The 18,219-nt window shown below is 46.3% G+C and carries 12 protein-coding genes; 3 read left to right on the top strand and 9 right to left on the bottom strand.

Translation table 11 applies throughout. The features are described from left to right. Positions 1–7: 7 nt before the first annotated feature. Positions 8–967: a DUF4846 domain-containing protein gene (locus tag BM241_RS08745; protein WP_207648988.1), complete on the top strand. Its 960-nt coding sequence runs from the start codon at positions 8–10 to the stop codon at positions 965–967. A 216-nt stretch (positions 968–1,183) separates the two neighbouring features. Here the strand turns inward: BM241_RS08745 and BM241_RS08740 are convergent, their stop codons facing one another. Together BM241_RS08740 and BM241_RS08735 are read right to left on the bottom strand one after the other, a co-directional pair. Continuing rightward, positions 1,184–1,714: a macro domain-containing protein gene (locus BM241_RS08740; protein WP_025747431.1), complete on the bottom strand. Its 531-nt coding sequence runs from the start codon at positions 1,712–1,714 to the stop codon at positions 1,184–1,186. 205 nt (positions 1,715–1,919) lie between these two features. Next, positions 1,920–2,186, bottom strand: coding sequence for a metal-sensing transcriptional repressor (locus BM241_RS08735; RefSeq protein ID WP_092282545.1), 267 nt, complete (start codon positions 2,184–2,186; stop codon positions 1,920–1,922). A 145-nt stretch (positions 2,187–2,331) separates the two neighbouring features. Here BM241_RS08735 and BM241_RS08730 point away from each other — a divergent pair, with 145 nt between their 5' ends. Then, positions 2,332–2,871, top strand: coding sequence for a biotin transporter BioY (locus tag BM241_RS08730; RefSeq protein ID WP_177206137.1), 540 nt, complete (start codon positions 2,332–2,334; stop codon positions 2,869–2,871). Next, complete coding sequence (locus BM241_RS13175; RefSeq protein ID WP_092282543.1) at positions 2,864–3,256, top strand: DUF1284 domain-containing protein; 393 nt, start codon at positions 2,864–2,866, stop codon at positions 3,254–3,256. The genes BM241_RS08730 and BM241_RS13175 overlap by 8 nt, the downstream gene beginning before the upstream one ends. A 102-nt stretch (positions 3,257–3,358) precedes the next feature. Here BM241_RS13175 and BM241_RS08720 read toward each other — a convergent pair whose 3' ends face one another. The 7 genes from BM241_RS08720 to BM241_RS08690 form a co-directional block, all read right to left on the bottom strand. Continuing rightward, positions 3,359–3,568 (bottom strand): heavy-metal-associated domain-containing protein, encoded by a 210-nt coding sequence (locus BM241_RS08720; RefSeq protein ID WP_025747435.1) that lies wholly within the window; start codon positions 3,566–3,568, stop codon positions 3,359–3,361. 140 nt (positions 3,569–3,708) lie between these two features. Beyond that, positions 3,709–6,174: a heavy metal translocating P-type ATPase gene (locus BM241_RS08715; protein ID WP_092282542.1), complete on the bottom strand. Its 2,466-nt coding sequence runs from the start codon at positions 6,172–6,174 to the stop codon at positions 3,709–3,711. A gap of 397 nt (positions 6,175–6,571) precedes the next feature. Continuing rightward, a complete protein-coding gene (locus tag BM241_RS08710; protein WP_242948340.1) occupies positions 6,572–8,632 on the bottom strand; it encodes an alpha-glucuronidase family glycosyl hydrolase in 2,061 nt (686 codons plus the stop codon). A 25-nt stretch (positions 8,633–8,657) separates the two neighbouring features. Then, positions 8,658–9,734: a mannonate dehydratase gene (gene uxuA, locus BM241_RS08705; RefSeq protein WP_025747438.1), complete on the bottom strand. Its 1,077-nt coding sequence runs from the start codon at positions 9,732–9,734 to the stop codon at positions 8,658–8,660. A gap of 100 nt (positions 9,735–9,834) precedes the next feature. Then, entirely contained in the window at positions 9,835–11,037 is a 1,203-nt protein-coding gene (locus tag BM241_RS08700) for an ROK family transcriptional regulator (protein ID WP_092282540.1), read from the bottom strand. A 107-nt stretch (positions 11,038–11,144) separates the two neighbouring features. Then, positions 11,145–14,708 (bottom strand): UvrD-helicase domain-containing protein, encoded by a 3,564-nt coding sequence (locus tag BM241_RS08695; protein ID WP_092282539.1) that lies wholly within the window; start codon positions 14,706–14,708, stop codon positions 11,145–11,147. Beyond that, positions 14,705–17,887 (bottom strand): PD-(D/E)XK nuclease family protein, encoded by a 3,183-nt coding sequence (locus BM241_RS08690; protein WP_092282538.1) that lies wholly within the window; start codon positions 17,885–17,887, stop codon positions 14,705–14,707. Before BM241_RS08690 ends, BM241_RS08695 begins: the two co-directional genes overlap by 4 nt. Between the last annotated feature and the right edge of the window lie 332 nt (positions 17,888–18,219).

Here is an 18,219-nt window from a genome sequence, read left to right as displayed (position 1 = left end):
ATTAGATATGAGAAAATGGCTGGCCATAATCATTATAGTACTGTTCATCATTCCTTATTGCCAGAAAGACGTATCAAACGACAAAAATTCAATTACAAGAGGTCAGGATAACCTGCTGAATTCAAATACTTTGGGTAAAACGCCTTATGAAACAAACTCCTCTACTGATACGGTTGTTCCCAATCCGCATGGTCAACGGAATAATATGAACTTGATTATAAATCCGTTGGGAAGGACAATAGAGGATAGAATCAATCCTCCGGAAGGATTTGAACGCATAAAAGTAGAAGAAGGATCATTTGGATATTACTTGAGGACCCTCCCTTTAAAACCCCATGGCTCAAAGGTTAAGTATTACGACGGAAGGGAAAAGAATCACGATGTACATGAAGCGGTAATAGATATGGATATAGGTGACAAGGACCTGCAGCAATGCGCTGATGCAGTAATTCGATTAAGAGCGGAATATTTATACAAGCAGAAGCAGTATGATAAGATTCATTTTAACTTTACAAACGGCTTTAACGCCGAATTTGTCAAATGGATGCACGGCTACAGGATAGTAGTAGCCGGCAATAAAGCAAACTGGGTGAAGACTTCTGCCTATTCTGATGACTACAACACTTTTCGGAGATATCTTGATACTGTATTCTCTTATGCAGGCACATTATCTTTATCTAAAGAGATGAAACCTGTTATGATAGAGGATATGGAAATTGGCGATGTATTCATCCAGGGAGGCAGTCCAGGGCACTGTGTTATAGTGGTGGATATGGCCATGCACGCCCAGACTGGAGAGAAGCTGTTTTTGCTGGCTCAAAGCTACATGCCTGCGCAGGATATCCATATTCTAAAAAATCCCCAGGATCCGCAAATTAGTCCATGGTATTCCATTAAATTTGGCGATACATTAATTACACCTGAATGGACATTTAAGAGAACAGATCTTAAGCGTTTTTCAAATTGAATTTTTTTCCAGTTAGCATTGCAAAAAACGGTCGGTTTATTTCTGAACAATCAGAACCCTTGTAATCCAACTATACTGCATATCATAATAAATCTGAAGCGACGGTTTTAGATGGAAGAAAATGAAACAGGCAAGCTTAAATTAACCACAATATTTGTAGATTAAGAGTGAGTAAAGGGGAATTGTTCAAAATGAGAATTGAAGAACTTGACGTAATCAAAACATATTCCCCAACACCCTCTCATGAATCTCCAGAGCCTTCCTGTCCCACAGGACAAATCGGATTACCTTTATCGATTTAAGCGAAGGAATCAGCTCAAATATCGCTTCAAACGCCACCCTGGCGGCCTCCTCCATAGGATATCCGAATATACCGGTTGAAATGGCAGGAAAAGCTATGGAGGTTATGCCGTGCTGTTCAGCCAACTTCAGCGCGTTTCTGTAACAGTCAGCCAGCAGCTTATCAGAAGGCTGGTCAACGCCATATACCGGCCCAAGGCAGTGGATGACATAGCGGTTGGGCAGGTTGTGTCCACCGGTTATAACGGCTTGTCCAGGCTTTATGGGCGCCAGAGGCCTACACTCCTCGGCCAGGCCAGGCCCGGCTGCCCGATGAATAGCACCGGCGACGCCTCCTCCAGGCATGAGCTGAGCATTAGCTGCATTCACTATTGCATCAAAACCTTCCTGTTTGGTTATATCCCCCTGAACGCACTCAATCTTCACGCCGTGTATGACCTTTTCCATAGACGTATCCCTCCAACAAAAAGTATTGTCAATATTTCTGTGCGTACAAAACAACCAGTGTTATTGCGTTTTCGCCGCCATCACTATAATCCCATTAATATCCAGTAAAGCGCAGTAACAAATTCCTACGCCCCTTATGTGAAGTATATATTCAAGTGCATTCAAAGAGAGCACGACAGCATGATAAATAAAGCCATCAAACACGCTACTTGGCGTACTTGTCAATGAGCTCCATTATCTCATTTACCTTTTCCTCGCCATGGCCCTCGGTGAATGCTTGCCTGACGCAGTTCTTTATGTGCTGATCCAGTATTTTCAGGTTTGCCTTCTTGAGTAAAGCCTGTACCGCCAGTATCTGCTTGGATATATCGACGCAGTACCGATCGTCCTCTACCATTTTGATTATGCCATCGATCTGACCTCTTGAGGTTTTCAAAAGATTGAGCACCTGCCGCCTTGTATTGTTGTCCATAACGCTCACTCCCGTATCCGTCAATCAAATACATTTTACCACATTTTATACCATTTATGATATCTTGTTCATTAATTTTCTATTGACTTTTTTTATCATTTAGAGTATTTTATAAATAAATTGTAAACCATGGAGGTGTTTTAAGTTGACAATCAGAACCATAGTACAAACTGCCTTGCTGGCAACCATCACAGCCGTCCTGGCCCAGATTGCCATACCCCTTCCCGGCGGTGTTCCCTTTACTCTCCAGGTCTTCGGAATTTTTTTAGGCATATTTTTGCTGGGCAAAAAGGCATTTTGGGGAATGCTTACATATTTACTTCTGGGAGCTATAGGACTGCCGGTGTTTGCTCAAGCTCAAGGAGGCATAGGCATCATACTGGGGCCAACGGGCGGATACATTGCAGGGTTCGTCATAAGCGGATTAGTTGGCGGATACATTGTAGAACTCGCCAAATTCAGTTTAAAAGGTAAGATTTTAGGGCTGCTGGTTTCTCTAGTCATAATATATTTCACCGGAACAGTGCAGTTGGCTTTTACAACCAGATCATCCATACGTGAGGCTTTGGCAGTCGGTACCTTGCCCTTCATTCCTTTGGACATACTAAAAGGGGTCATAGCCATCGTTTTGTCAAAATACATAGACAGGGCACTACCCAGGGCAGGTGTTAATATCAATGGTTAGCCTAAGGGCGCATCACCTTCTATGCTTTCTGGGATTTCGCGGTTTGGGTTACAACCACCGGTTTGTTCAAAACTTTTCTCGCATTCGAGCCCAAATTCTCGGGAGCCCTGAGCTTATACTTAAACTTGAAGTTCACGCAGACGAAATCTGCAAAAGTTGTCCCAAATTACTCAATGGTCTTTGTATTAATAATGATAAGGTGAGAAAAAAAGACGAATTTATCATAGACTTTTTAACCACCGATAAAATTACCGTAAAAAACGCCTACCAAAGGATAAAAACCTTGGAAGAAGAGAAATTCAAAAACTTGTGTCAAAACTGTGAGTGGTACGGCTTGGGCTTCTGCCTTGAGGGGTTCCGCAAGATGAAACAAAATGAAAACTGAATCTTTAACCCGTAAGCTGGAGAGACCCTCCGAGCTTACGGGTTACAATAAACCGATGCCAACAAAAATAAATCGATAATAAATAAACCTGTGTACACAAAACTATTCTATCTTCACAACCTCGTATCCTGCTTCTTCTATTGCATTCTTTATTTCACTGTCATCGATTTGGCGGTCTGCTTCAACAATGGCATATTTGCCCTTTAAATCCACGTCAACCGTTTTCACGCCGGGTATTTCCTTAAGCGCCTCAGTAACGTGGTTTACGCAGTGCTGGCAGGACATCCCTTCGATAAATATCTTCTTTCCCATAAAAACACCCCCTTTCTAAAATTTTCTATCCCAATCTTTGATCATTTTTCATCTTTTTGCTCTATGCTTTGATGATCCCCAAATCCAGCATAATCCTCAAAGCAAGCACTACATGGGTGGCCTACTGAAAATAATGCGTATCAATCCAGTCTGGGTTTAAACCTCTTAAGCCTCAAGGCGTTTGTCACAACCGATACGGAGCTTAATGCCATGGCCAATGCCGCTATCATGGGATTCAGCAAAGGCCCGCCGAACAGGTGCAAAACTCCGGCGGCTATGGGAATACCGGCAGTGTTGTATGCGAAGGCCCAAAACAGGTTCTGTTTGATGTTTCTGATAGTCGCTTTGCTGAGCTGTATTGCCGCCGGTACATCCATCAAATCGCTCTTCATAAGCACAATATCGGCTGATTCCATGGCCACATCAGTACCCGACCCTATAGCGATCCCTACATCTGCTTGCACCAGAGCCGGAGCGTCGTTGATGCCATCACCCACCATTGCAACTTTCCTGCCCTGTTCCTGAAGCCTTTTGACTTCGTTGGCTTTATCCTGAGGCAGCACCTCGGCCAGTACCATGTCTATACCCACCTGCTTTGCTATGGCCTGAGCGGTTCGAGCGTTATCCCCGGTTATCATTACCACCTTTATGCCCATTTTGTGAAGCCGTTCTACTGCTTTTCTGCTCGTAGGCTTTATGACGTCGGATACCGCTATGATGCCGGCAAGCTTACCATCCACGGCAACGAACATGGGCGTCTTGCCTTCTTCAGCCAGCCTGTCGTACTCCTGCTGAAGCGTAATCTCGACATTTCTATCCTCCATAAGCTTCCTGTTGCCCAAAAGGACCTGCTTGCCCTGGGTGACTACCTCGATGCCCTGACCCGGGATGGCTTCAAAGCTTTCTGCCCAAGCAAGCTCCATGTTCCTTTCCCTGGCACTTCTTACAATGGCCTCACCCAGTGGATGCTCGGACGCTACTTCGGCCGAAGCCGACAGGCGCAGCAGTTCGTCCTCGCTGATAAAACCGCTTGTTATAATATCGGTCACCTTCGGTTTGCCTTCGGTTATGGTACCGGTCTTATCCAGCACAACCGTATCTATCCTGTGCGCCATTTCAAGCGCCTCACCACTTTTAATCAGTATACCATATTCGGCGCCTTTGCCAGTACCCACCATGATGGCGGTGGGAGTTGCAAGGCCGAGAGCACACGGGCAGGCTATCACCAGCACTGATATGAATATCGTGAGGGCGAAGATAGCCGATTCACCCGTCAGAATCCAAGCCACGGCCGCGACAACCGCAATGGCGATGACCACCGGCACAAAGTATCCGGATATGACATCGGCCAGCTTGGCTATGGGCGCCTTGGAACCCTGTGCTTCCTCCACCAGCTTTATGATCTGGGCTAAAACGGTATCCTTACCTACTTTTGTGGCCTTCATCTTTATGGTACCGTTCTTGTTTATGCTACCCCCTACCACTTTGCTGCCGGGCACTTTCTCCACCGGAATGCTCTCGCCGGTCAGCATGGACTCATCCACCGAGGTCCTCCCATCTATAACTTCCCCGTCAACCGGAATCCTATCCCCCGGCCTCACAAGCAGTATATCCCCTACCTCGACTTCTTCGACTGGAATCGTCAATTCCTTGTCCTCGTGTATAACCACCGCTGTCCTGGGCGAAAGGTCCATAAGCCTTCTTATGGCTTCGGAAGTCTTGCCCTTGGCAATGGACTCCAGGTATCTGCCAAGCAAGATCAAGGTGATTATAACGCCGGCCGATTCGAAATACAGGTTCATAGCATATTCGGTATGCCCGGCAGCTATCCTAAATATGGCATAAACGCCGTACACAAACGCCGCGCTGGTACCTACCGCTATCAACGAATCCATATTGGGGTGGCGCCTTATCAGGTTACCAAACCCTACAGTATAAAATCTATAGCCCGCAACCACAATAGGGAGGGTAAGCAGCAGCTGAACCATAGAAAAATTCAAGGGATGCATATCGGGCATGATAACCTCGGGCAGCGGCAATCCCAGCATATGCCCCATGGCGATGTACAGAAGCGGCACCGCAAATATTATGGATACTACCAACCTGGTCCTCAAATCCTTAAGCTCCCTTTGGCGGCGCAACTTCTCCTGATCGACCCGTTGCTCCCCGTCTTCCGCCTCCAGCGGTTTATACCCGGCCTTGATGATGGCCTGTTTTATTTCCGACAGCCGTATCATAGCAGGATTATATACTACCCTGGCCTTTTCTGTGGCTAAATTGACGCTTACCTCGTCAATACCGGGCAGCCTCTTTATGGCCCTTTCAATTGCCTTTGCACAGGCCGCACATGTCATCCCACCTATGGAGATACTTACCTCTCTTCTGCTGGGCTCCTCATCCTCCTGCACTCCATATCCGGCCTTTTCAACCGCCTCTTTTATCCTGCTCAAATCCACTTTGCCTTCATCAAACTCCACCGTCAGCTTTTCGGTGGCAAAATTCACGCTGGCCGACTTTACGCCATCTACTTTGCTGACGCTTCTCTCTATGGCCCTCGCGCATGCCGCACACGTCATTCCAGTAATGCTGAAAGTCCGTTTTGCCATATCTTATTCCACCTCTTTTATATTTTCCTCTTTTGATTCGGTTGTGATTCCAACCAAATCATCATTGTGACCGTTTCGTAATCCGTAGCATAATTATGACCATTTCATGATTCATAACATACCTACCTATGGCCGTATCGTGATTGGCAACATAATTATAATAATTACACCCATTTCGTGATTCGTAACATAATTATGACCGCTTCATGATTTCTAACATAACCACAAATCCCAAACTACCCTACCCTACCTAGGGTGGGGTTGCAGTATAATTATAACCCTTGGCTCTCACATTTGTCAATATACCAATTCAATAAGGAATCATCAAATCCTCAATTTTATTAAGAATTATATTAAAAAGAGCTGCCCCACCAACCAGTGAAGCAGCTCTTATCACCTATTTATAAATTTTTCTCCCGTGTATATCATCAATACCGGTTTTTCTGTAAAAATAAGTATTTACTACATCCCGCCATTCAATGGCGTTTTTGATCTGCATTTCCAATCTTTCTAAAACCATGTCAAATATTTCATCGTCAACTTTCCCTTTTAGCGTTAGCCATTTTTCCTTTAACCCCTCAGCTTCTTCCGCTCCTTCAAAATGAGTATCATATATATGTTGTATTACCGTTTTACCAGATTTCAACTTATGAGTATACGGCACATGATGGAAAAACAGCAGAAGCTCATCGGGACAGGTCTCTATGTTCTCGTACATGCTGGCTACCGGTTCCCTGTACTGCGCAGTAAATCCTGTCCCGGTAGCTACCGTCCTGTCAACGCCAATCCCTTTCCAATCGGCATAATGATACGTACCCCAGTGCGAATACTCGTATCCATCTACATTTGGGCCATAATGATGCCCCGGATTTACCATCCACCCTATCCCCAGCGGAGCCGTATATTTCTCATAAATATCCCTGGAAGCCATCAGCATGGACACTATCGTGTCTACAACTTGTTTGTCGTGGCCGAAAGTCAACTTTACCCATTCTTCTGCTATCTCCTGGGCAGACAGTTCAGGGTTCCATCCCAATCGCCCAAACCCGTATAAGTTAGCCTGTGCCAGCGGATGGCCGGTCCAGCATTTGCTGTCCCCAATATTCGAAACGCCCACTACGCCCCCGTATTCCATCCTAAAAAGCGAACCGCTGACAACCTTGCTGACTGTTGACCCCTGCCCCTTTGCATAAGTATCAAAATCCAATACCTCTTTCCACATAGTAACCAGATAACACAGGTCCTTTTGCTGACCCGTATACTCTTGAGTAATTTGAAATTCTACAGCAACGTTGGTTTTTTCCATGGCGCCAAACAACGGAGAGACCGGTTCTCTTATCTGGAAATCCATTGGGCCGTTCTTAATCTGCACAATTACGTTGTCCAAAAACTTTCCATCTAGCGGTTTGAAGTTCTCATATGCGGCCTTAGCTCTATCCACACTTCGGTCTCTCCAGTCAACCTGGCAATTGTATACAAAAGCCCTCCAGAAAACCACACCGCCGTGAGGTTTCAAAGCCTCTGCCAGCATGTTTGCCCCCTCGGCGTGATTTCTGCCGTAAGTAAAGGGTCCTGGCCTGAATTCCGAATCGGCTTTGACAACAAAGCCACCAAAATCTGGAATGTATTTATAGATATTATCGGCTACATCCCTCCACCACTTTTTGACCGACTCATCCAGGGGATCAGCAGTGGGCAAACCACCTATCTCCACAGGGGCGGCGAAATTTATACTTAAATACAATTTGATTCCGTATTGCCTAAATACGTCAGCAATTCTTGCCACATCAGGCAAGAATTCGTCGGTTATAAGGCGTGTCTCTACCTGATGTACATTGACATTGTTGATGGCAACGCCGTTTACACCTACAGATGCCAGAAGCCGTGCATAATCCTTAACTCTGCTCAAATCGCTGACAATCCTGTTATCCTTAAAAAATATGGATTTTCCTGCATATCCCCTTTCTATATCGCCGCTCAAATTATCCCAGTGGTTTATAACCCTCAATGGGTTACGCGGACCATCGATGCCCTGTACCTGAGCAAGTGGTTTTCCACAACACATCGACCTTAAAAGATGAAATACCCCATACAATGCTCCTTTTTCGTTTTTGCCTATAACAGCCAGTACATTTTTACCGTTGCGCTCAAATTTGTGCACCATAAACCCATCTTCAGGTAAATCGCCGCGGCTTACCCTTAGCGCTTCATCCGCTGCATCATCTAGAGTGCCCACAAGTATACAATCGGAATCAGGATAAGAATCCAACACCTCAGGCATACGCCCCATAAACCTAGTAAATGCAAATTTAAGCTCCTCAAGTGCAGAATTTATAATAGGAGGGTTGCTTTTGGCTACAATATAGCTACAAAACCTTTTATATTCATCATCAAAATTATGGGGTAAATGTTTATAATTTAACCAGCACTCGTAAACATTGCTTTTATTCAAATCCACTATCCATCACTCCATCTCCCAACTCTTACTTTTTGCTCATCTTGTCAATCGCTTCCCAAAGCCCGAGCAAATACATTATCCCCAGAGCCCTATCATACAGGCCATATCCCGGCCGTGCCTTTTCGCCCCATATCATTCTTCCATGGTCAGGGCGCATATACCCATCAAAGCCTATATCGTAATAGGCTTTCATGATTTCAAACATATCAAACGAACCATCTGAAGACAGGTGTGACGTCTCATAAAAAACCCCCTGCTTTTCAACCTTTATATTTCTTATATGAGCAAAATGTATCCTACCCTTGCCGCCAAAATATCTTATCATTTCGGGTAGGTTGTTTTTCAAATTGGCTCCCAGCGAACCGGTACACAGCGTAAGCCCATTGTATGGACTATCAACAAGATTGATTATCCTGTCCAAATTTTCTTTGTTGGTAACAATTCGCGGCAGCTTAAATACTGACCATGGCGGATCATCCGGATGAATAGCCAGCTTCACATCGTATTTTTCACAAACCGGGACTATACTTTCAAGAAAATATTTCAGATTCTGGAACAGCTTTTCCTCATCAACATCCTTATAAAGTTCGAATAGCCTTCTTATCTCTTTCAGCCTGTAAGGTTCCCAACCGGGTAGCGAATATCCCCTTGAGCCGGATTCCATCTCATTGATCAGTTCAATGGGATCCAAATCCCTGATCACATTATCGTCATATGCCATGACTTCCGAGCCATCGGGCAACTTCATGGCTAAATCGGTGCGTATCCAGTCAAACACTGGCATGAAATTATAACACAGCACCTTAATACCGGCCTGCCCCAGGTTCTTTATGGTCTCTATATAGTTTTCGATGTAACGATCTCGGGTCGGTAAACCCAGTTTTATGTCCTCATGTACATTAACGCTTTCTATTACCTCCAATTTTAAACCGTGATCCTCTATCTTCTTTTTTAAAGCAAGTATCCTCTCTAAAGGCCACACTTCTCCCACGGGGATATCAAACAATGCAGAAACAACACCGGTTACCCCCGGTATTTGACGTATCTGTTCAAGAGTTACGCTATCGTCATTTTCTCCAAACCATCTAAAAACTACTTTCACGCCGTTCACTCCTTTTATCATTTATGCAATTGCAGATATTATTATAACATAATTAGTCGTCTGGATAAACTTACAAAAGTACTATTCTTGCATAGCAAAATTAAAATTCAGGGTGCGCAAACAATTTTGATATAACAAGCGATACAGCCCCCATAGCTCCTGCATGAAATTTCAATTTTGAAGTTCTGATTTTCACCTTGTGATACTTATATACAAAGCATTTCTTGCTTACCTCATCCAAAATCTCAGGCAGGATAATATCCTCTGCAAGGGACAATGTATTCCCAATAATTACCATTTCCGGATTAAATGTGTTTATCAAATTTATTATTCCTACACCAAGATTCTTGCCTATCTCCCTTAACCCCTCTATGGCAATACTGCTCCCCTTATGCGCAAAATCTATAATGCGCAAAGCGTTTAAGTCACTGATATTCTGACTGTTTATATATTTATCCTGCTTTCCTTGCTTCAACTGAGCTTGCATGTAATCCAGCAATGCTCTTTCAGAAGCATAGTTTTCCCAGCAGCCGGTATTCCCGCAGTTGCACAGTTCGTCATATATATTTATTGTTGCATGTCCTATTTCGCCCGCTAATCCAGATGCGCCTCTGTAAAGCTCCCCGTTAACTATTATACCTGTTCCTATCCCTATTCCTGCGCTGACGTAAACAAAATTGCTGCATTCAATCCCAACCCCAAACCATTTTTCCCCCACTGCACCCACATTTGCCTCGTTATCAATATGTACCTTTATTTTAAATTTTTCTTCCACCATCTCTTTGAGAGGTACATCCTTCCATTTGAGGTTGGGAGCCATCAACACAGTTCCCTTCCTATAATCCACAATTCCGGGTACACCTATTCCAATGCCCGTAATACCTTTCACTGTCCTGGGCGCATTCTCAATTGCCTCCTCAATTGATTGCATCAAAAGGTCAATAACTTTCTCTTTGTCTTCTCCCAGCTTTATATCTACTTTCTTTTCCCACAGCTCATTCCCTACCAAATCAGTTAAAACGGTCAAAATATAATTTACGCCCAAATCAACGCCTATTACACAACCTCCTTTATCATTTATCGTCAACATAATTGGCTTTCTGCCACCCTTTGATTCACCAGGCCCTATTTCCTTTACAAGTCCTTCCTTTATAAGTTCATCTACCAGAAAGGAAACGGTGGACTTGTTTAAACCTGTAAATTCGGCAATACCAGCCCTTGAAATAACCTCTTTCTTTCTTATGGTATTGAGCACTATTGATTTGTTTATCTGTTTAACCAGTAGTTGATCCGCTGTGACCATATTATGCCTCCAATTCACTGAATTGACTTTTTCTCCTAAAAAATATATAATTTCATGATTATTATAGATATAATATAACATAAACGCAAGCATTTCTCATAAAAAATTCAAAAACTTTCCACGACCACATCGCAAAACCTTCTCACCGGACACAAAGCACATGCCTCGGATTTTTTAGGTTTGTACTCATCAAACGGTTTCATGCCCAGCAAAGCAGGCGACTCAGCCACCATCTCGTCAATTATTTTCTCGGCATATCCTTTATTGATCGGGACGCTTATAGCCCGGCCTGCGTTTAAGAAATATATAACCGCCTCGTCCACAATTACCCTTTCACCCTTGTAATGGAGTACCTTATTCAAAGCCCAGGCGTAACAGACAAGCTGGTCGTGATAGTACATCGCCTTTTCCTCGGCTTCAGCAAGGCTGTTTACGCGATTGGTTTTATAATCTATGACGGTAGCCCTGAGACGCCCTTCTCCCCGGTAAATATCCACCCTATCGACGATCCCTGAGAAGTAAAGGCCCTCATCGATGGGCACCCTAAAGGCGTATTCTCTCAAGCTATCGAGCAGTTGGCCTCGTACCTCTTTTGCGCGCTGTTTCTCTATCTTACACAACCCCTGCATATATCCTTTAAGCGCCGACACATAGCGCTGGATATCGATGCCCAGTTCCCTGGCAAACTCGGTCAAGGTTTCGATTTTCAATCCGGGCAAATCAGCCACATCGACTTCCTTTAGCAAAAGATGAACGTTTATCCCTAAATCAACAGGTGTGGTCTCACCTGCCCACTCATCCATCCTCTCTTCCAGCAATTCATGCAGAGATGCGCGGCTGTCCTGTCTGAGGTTTAATATATTTTCAAGGTAAAACCTCCTGGGACAGCCCCTGTATTTCAGCCAGGATGATATGCTTATGCTCCCTTCGCGGGAAGCATCCAGGGGTTTTAACCTCAGCGTAAAGGCGTCGTCGGCATCAATGCTCTTCAAAACGGCTTGGCCACCTTCATCCCACTCCGCCTCAAGAGGCAGTAGCTCCTCTGCCTTCACCTCGGCCAACTCTGCAATGGTGCCGGATTGCTGGATGGCCCACATGAGCTGCTTCATGAAACTGTTCAGCTTTTCAGGGGCATAATCCTCATCTATATCCTGACGCTGCCCTATCAGTCCCAGATACTCCCGTGCACGGGTGGCCGCGACGTAGAAAAGCCTTCTTGACTCGTCAAGCTCTGCCAGCAGCCTACGGTTATAAATCTCGGCGTATGCTGGGTTTACCGCCTCATTTAGCTTGCCTTCACCGTCAACGCCCATGGCCACCAGGTTGTTGTGTTCATCCAGCAGAAAAAGAGGTTTATTCTTTTTCGCCTGGGCATCCAGCGCCTGATCCATATCGGGTATTAAAACCGCTCTAAATTCCAGGCCTTTTGAAGCGTGGATGGTCAATATCTTCACCGCATTGCTGTCCTCGCTGTCCAGCGAAGCCTCTTCTTCCCTGGCCGATGACCTGCTCAGAGTATCCACGTACACCAGGAAATCCCGGGCTGTATATATCCCCTTATCCTCAAACCGCTCAACTATTCCCATCAGCTTCTCCAGGTTGCGCAGCTTTTTCTCGCCATAGGGCAGGGCCATCAAGATTTCATCATACCCTGTCAGCTCAATGAGCCTATCAAATAATTCCGCTGCATTTGTTATCCCGCCAAGGGCACAGGCCCCTTTAAGTATGGAAGCCGCCCTTTGAACCACCCAGGCTCTCTCATCCTGCAAAGCTTCTGAAAAAGCCTCCATCAACGCATCCGGCCTGGTATGCTCCATCCCCTGTTCTTTCATAAATCCTGCAAGTTCGAGCAAAAGGTCATCGGAAAATCCGAATATGGGCGATCTCAGTACGGTGAGCAGGACCAGCCTGTCATCCGGATAAAACACCAACCTGTATAGAGCCAGTATGTCGGTTACCTCCTGCTTGCTCCAAAACCCTATTCCCCCAAGCACGCAGTAAGGGATACGGTGGTTTGTAAGCGCCCGTTCGACCTGCGCCAGCGAGGACCTGCTCCTTAAAAGTATGGCTATGTCGCTGTAATCAAAGCCTTGTGATACAAGCCTGTGAATGGCTGCCGCAATCACATCTCCCTGGTAATCCTTTTTGCCCGCCAAAACTATATCCTCGTATTCCTCTTCCAATACCTTTTTAAGCTGATCCATCGAATCCTCGGAGAGCAGCAGCCCCTTTGCCAAATCCCATCTGGTCCTGGGCTTGACCTGCTTTAAAGCCTCCTTATCCCATGTTATAAGCTCCACCTTTGGCTCATTGTAGCGCTTATCCTTCTGTTGCTCGGGGTATTTTAAAGGCTCATATGGGTCTAATAGGTGTTTAAACACTCCGTTGACAAAACCTATGATGGTTTTGGTGCTCCTGTAGCAATTGCTCAAGTATTCCACCCTTCCGCCATGCTCAGAGATCTGCCTGCACCCCTCTTCAAACACCCTGTAATCCGAACCCCTGAATCCGTATATGGACTGCTTGTAGTCTCCCACTATGAAAAGCCTTCCCTGCGGTATACATCCGTCCACGTGGGTAAGGAGGTCAAGGATTTTCTTTTGAAGGGGATTGAGGTCCTGAAACTCATCTACCATTATGGCAGTAAACTTCTCATGGTAGTATTTCTGTATATCGGGGTTGCTGAGAAGCTTTAACGCATTAAGCTCCAAATCGTTGAAATCGAGCATATTCTCCCTGTCCTTGTACTGGCTATAGCTCCTGTACAGCTGTCGTATCAGCCGCAGGCCCATATCTTCTAAAATGTGCACAAGGTCCGCTTCTGCGCCTTTTACCGCATTCTCTTGGCTGTATTGCCCCACCTGCACAGGTTCTTGACGCCGCCGGCCGTCCGTTGCACCATCGCAACCGTCCCCTGGGCCATCGTCGTCAGATTCTTCATAAACATGATTTGCACTTTCATGAGCGCAATCAGCTTCTCCATCCGCTTTATCGCTTTGAATATCACTACTGCCCTTTTGCTCTGTTTCTTCACAGCTTTCTCCGGTTCCAACGCTCGGTTTCAGATCCTCTGGCGTACATCCCCTTTCCATCATCGCCTTGAATGCCGATAAAATTCCATCTTTAAGGTCCCCGGTAAACAACGATACCGGCAATCTTTCGGCAATAGCCGCAACCACTTTGGCGTTTTGCGGGTCCTCGACAAACTCCCGTATTACTTCATCGGCTATCCTTGAAAGCACGATATCCCTGTCGATCTCGTCCATCACCTTAAAATCGGGGTCGATGTCCAGATACGCAAAGTTTTCGCGCAGCAGCTTGGCGCAAAATCCGTGTATGGTATCGATGTTGGCGCTGGTGATCCGCATCCTCAATCCCGAAAGCCTTTTCTTTTCATCCAGGCTGCTGCTTTTTAGGATCCTGTCCGAAAGCTCCTTGCGTATCCTGTCCTTCATCTCGGCTGCGGCTTTGCGAGTAAAGGTTATAGCCACTATGCTGTCAAGGTCTACATCGGAATTTTCCAGGATCAGCCTTATGAAGCGCCGCGTCAGCACCCGCGTTTTGCCGGAGCCTGCACCCGCCCGCACCGCGATGCTGGCAGTGGTATCAAGGGCCCTGGCCTGCTCCTCGTTTACGCCATACCTTTTGCATATATCCTGAAGCACCTTCACACCCTCTCCTTTCTGGCCATCCTGGCTTCGTCATGCCTGCACATGCCGCTGTAGGTACAGCCGAAGATTCCCGCCGGGCACTCCTTTTGCGGCATGAAGTATCCCTGCCTTATCCTGTTTATGACCTTTGCGGCCTCCTTCAGGCTCCAGGACAGCACTACCTGCATATTGCTTTTGGCAGGAGTTGTCCTAGGCCCTTTTCTGCCCTCAAACAGCGCATTCTTTACGTCCTTTCGAATTATGCCGTTCCACTCCAGCCTTTCAATGCTGTAATACAAAAGGGCCAGGCACTCCGGGTTTTCTATTCCAAACCGCCTCTTTATCATTTCATTGATGGCAGCGTGGTACAGCGGCAACTGAAAATCGCTGCCTTCTATGCATTCCCTTATGCTCTTTATGCCGCTCTTTTTGTAATCGTATATTATGTATCTGCCCGTAAACTGGCCTTTTGCATCGGCCTCCATATCCACCCTGTCTGCTACGCCCCGTATGACGGCGCTGCATCCATCGATTGTGGTTTCAAAAAATTCTTCCAGCATCACCGGTTTCAAAATGCGCCCCGTAACCTCATAGTACCTTGCCATGTTCCGGGCATCATGGACGATGAAATTCTCCAGCACGCTATGCAGCTGCTTCAAAGCAAAGTCCTTAAGCGGAGGCAAGACATGGTCGAGGTGCAGATCCTGTGCCTGCTCAAAAAAGACGGCGTTAAACCTTTGCATATCGGGCGTCAACACATCGTCATTGTCATGATAGTAGGCCTTCAGCACGGAGTGATAAAAGCTCCCAATGCCCATAAACCGTTCAGCGGTATCATCCTCAGCCTGTATGTCAAGAACCCTCTGTGCAAAATAGGTGAAAGGGCACCACACATAGCTGTTGAGCTGCGAAGCAGAGAAGGCATACTCCAAATCCTGCTGCTTGAGGTGCGGCAGCGTGAGCCTGCCATCGTAGGAATCAAACTGAGGGCAAAACTCCCTTGAAAATTCGATATCGGCTGCATGAGCCGAATACCTTAGCCTGTTTGCTGCCTCCTCAGCAGGTGCTCCCCAATCGATATGCCTTGCTCCCCTGGCATCCCTGAGGCGCAGGCTCAGGACCTTTATGGCTTCCCTTGTGCTGCAGGGTTTTTCATCAAACGCCATCCTATCCCTCATGCTGACAGGCTGCGCCACTACGGATTTACGGCTTTGCTCATTCAAAGTCGACAGGACTTCGTCTATAAAAGGCGAGGGGATCATCACGCTCCCGTCCTCATCTGCCGTCCTGTACGACAGATAAAGGCTTTTTCGCGCCGAAGATATGCAGGCATTAAACCTGATTTTCTCACGCTCAAGCTCCCACCGCAATGGCCTCAAATTGATGCCCACCTCGAAAAGCCTGTCAGCTTCGTAGCCGTCAAATATGCCGACACCGCCACTGCCGACAGGAAAGATACCCTCGTTCAATCCCAATACAAAAACTGCATGGTACCGCTGCCCTCTTATGAGGTCAGGGGTGATAAGCCTCACCCCACCCCTCTCGGCGCTGAGGTCAGCGGCCTGTTGCTCAGATAAAGCGGATATGACGTCATGGACAGCCTGTTGTAAAGTTGCGGTATCGCTTTCGGAAGAATACTGCCCGTAAGCCTTATACAACCGTTCCAGGGCGTCAAACATCCTGCTCACGGCCTCTATATCGCGCAGCCACAGCTCCACATCCAGCAGGCCATGGCTGTAAAGCTTCGAAATTTTATCCTCTATGTTAAGCCTTTTCAAAAGCTCGTTAAAGAGCTGAAAAAGCTCCACCGGGCTGGAATTTTGGGCATTCACAAGGCTTTCCAGCCTGCTTAAAAATTCGGTGACCACGCCTATGTACTCCTCCATACCTGCCCTGGCTGCATCGTCCTGCGCTGTCTCAGCGTACCCTTTTAAAAATTCCGCAAAGTACATCCCGGGCTGTCCAGAATACTCTCCAAGTATGCGCTCGGCAATAGCAAGCAGCCTTGCAACCTCAAACCCTTCATGATGCAGGACGTCAAACGGCAACAGATACTTGGAGGTAACTATGGATACAAAAGCGCTGTCCCTCTCCTCCTGATAGAGCACAAATTTTAGCAGCGACATTATATCCTTTATCAAGGGGATCGACACCAAGCCGTTTTGCCTTCGAGCCTTTATGGGGATGCCATACTCCCTAAATACCTCTAGAACCTTATCCCTGTAGCCATCCATGTCAGCAACCACAACGGCTATATCAGAGGGATTCACGTTTGAATCCTGTATAAGCCCTTTTATTCGCCTGGCCGCCGTCCTTATCTCATGGTCAATACACGGGCTGTTCAGTATTTGTAGGCTTTCGCCATCAATCCTTACGCTTGCCCCTCCGGAATAAAGCCTTCTGGCCAGCTCCTCAAGATTGGAACCAGCATCAACACCGGCTTCTACGCGCTCAAATCCCAATCCCTCAAAATCCTTGACTATCTCCTCCATCACAAACTCTCGATTATAGTCATTTTTAAATGGTACATTGACGTATATGGGAATATCGGGATGGCTCTCCATTATGCTGCTGACCAGGTTCAAGTTCACGGGGTCCACGTTTACAAACCCATCTATGACTATAACGCCCGTGGCTTTCAATATTTTGGCATCCTTGCACGCCTTGATGGCCTCAATCGAAATGTCTTCTATGTCCATGAGATTCCTACGCACCTTAAACCTCTCATACTGCTGGTAGATTTCGTACACACCCCGGCACTTTTCAAGTAATCTGCCGTGAAACCTCGAGGTCCTGACCCAAAATTCATCGGGCGTGACGCACGAGCGCTTAAAAAGCCTTATGGTATCAATCATAAGATTTAAAAAGCCCTGCTTGTATCTCACTCGCCTGAAAAAATTATCCTCCGAAAGCCCCTCAACCAACTGCCTCAATATGACCCTTTTCTCGGTATCGTCGATCACGCGCTTCTTCCTCAGCTCATTCTCCAACATCATCCGTTCCAGGTCATCAAAGCCAAAAACGTGGCAGTTGAAGATACCCCCCATTTGTTCGGCAAAAAGCCGCCTCACGTCAAACATGGCTTCCCTTGAAGGCAGTATGTACAACGCCGTCTGCCCCTGCTTTATGCGCTCTATGCACTCCACGACCAATGCATGTCGCCTTTTACATGAATAGGGTTCAAAGTATAAAATGCGCATAAGGTACCCCCCAGCTTATGATTGATAACAGCCAGAATGAAAACGTAGCAGCTGTTTCGCGCATGCTTTTTATTTTATCCTGAGTGCTGATTTAATTGCTAGCCCCGATGATTTACGTGCTCCATAAGTTATGGTACTACATGGAAACAAACATTTGACTTCTCCCCGCCCTGGAAGGGGCGAGGATTCTTGACAGCTCCGAATTTCAGGCCGTCTTCCCTACTGGGTGGATATTCTACTCAATAGGGCAACACAGGTGTGGTGTGTACCTCACACCTGTGGGGCAAGCCAATAGCCCTACTACCAGGCTTAAAGAGCCTGTATACTTTCTG

This window comes from Caldicoprobacter faecalis (genome assembly GCF_900115765.1).
In the GTDB taxonomy this organism is placed as follows: domain Bacteria; phylum Bacillota; class Clostridia; order Caldicoprobacterales; family Caldicoprobacteraceae; genus Caldicoprobacter; species Caldicoprobacter oshimai.
This window is presented reverse-complemented; position numbering and strand designations above follow the sequence as displayed.